General features: G+C 54.1%; 1 protein-coding gene. It reads right to left on the bottom strand.

Going from position 1 to position 1,052, the window contains the following annotated elements:
- Window positions 1–1,052 (bottom strand): hypothetical protein (locus ACO6UY_RS24745; RefSeq protein WP_422491721.1); only part of this gene is annotated, 1,052 nt, incomplete at both ends.

Raw genomic sequence — 1,052 nt, forward strand, 5'->3', positions numbered from 1 at the left:
TTTACCCGAGGTTTCGACCGTGCTGTTCACCGCCGTGGTGTTGGCAACCGTTCCTTTGACAATCACCCCCCCCCCGATGCCGGCGTATGCACGTTCACCCTTGTTGGTTTTGACCGTGCTGTTCACCGCAGTGGTGTTGGCAACCATTCCGGAAACCCACCCCCCTCCGATGCCGACGTATGCACGTTCACCCGAGGTTTCTACCCTGCTGTCCACCGCCGTGGTGTTGGCAACCATTCCTCCATCGTGAACCAGCCCCCCCCCGATGCCGGCGTATGCACGTTCACCCGAGGTTTCGACCGTGCTGTCCACCGCCGTGATGTTGGCAACCGTTCCTTTAATCTCCCCTCCCCCAATGCCCGCGTAAGCTTTGTCACCCCAGGTGGAAATACGAGCATTTTCGGCCCGGACACCAATGACTGTGCCATTAATATCAACAACACAGGCTGCTACCCCAGTCACCTTCGTGGAATTTATTATATTGGCACCAGTCAAGTGAAGGTCACTGATGCTGCCTTTCAGAGTGTCAACAAGACAGTCAGGCAGGTCGCTGATAGTACGGCACTGCCCATCGTACTGCCCGGTGAATGGATCGGTATCACTGCCAATGGATTGATAGTCTTGAGTGACAACAATATCCGCCGTCTGTTGGTATGTACCGTTCAGTGGATAGCTGTCATTTCGGCCAATCATGCCCAGGGTTTTTGCATCATAAATCTTTATGGGTATTGAACCATTGGCACTGGCATTCGAATTGGCATACTGAAAAGAGCTGGCCAGTGTGCCAAGTGCAAGCAGTCCTCTGGATCCCTGACTCCCTTGATAGCGGGCCGTGGATGGCTGTTGAAGGGGTACGTCTTTCGAGCCGGGTTCTTTTTCCTGAGCCTCTTCCCCGGTTGCTTTTGATGTCTGTGGTAATTCCGGTTTGACATCCGGACCGGGCACACAGCTACCGAACCAGGCATCGGCAATATCTTTCGCTATGAAAAGGATGGGACTCAACGGCACGATAGTTGCCGTGGCCAGTCGCCCAATACCTTCCAGTGCTTTAT

It is taken from the genome of Endozoicomonas sp. ALE010, from assembly GCF_049310165.1.
Classification (GTDB): Bacteria; Pseudomonadota; Gammaproteobacteria; order Pseudomonadales; family Endozoicomonadaceae; genus Endozoicomonas.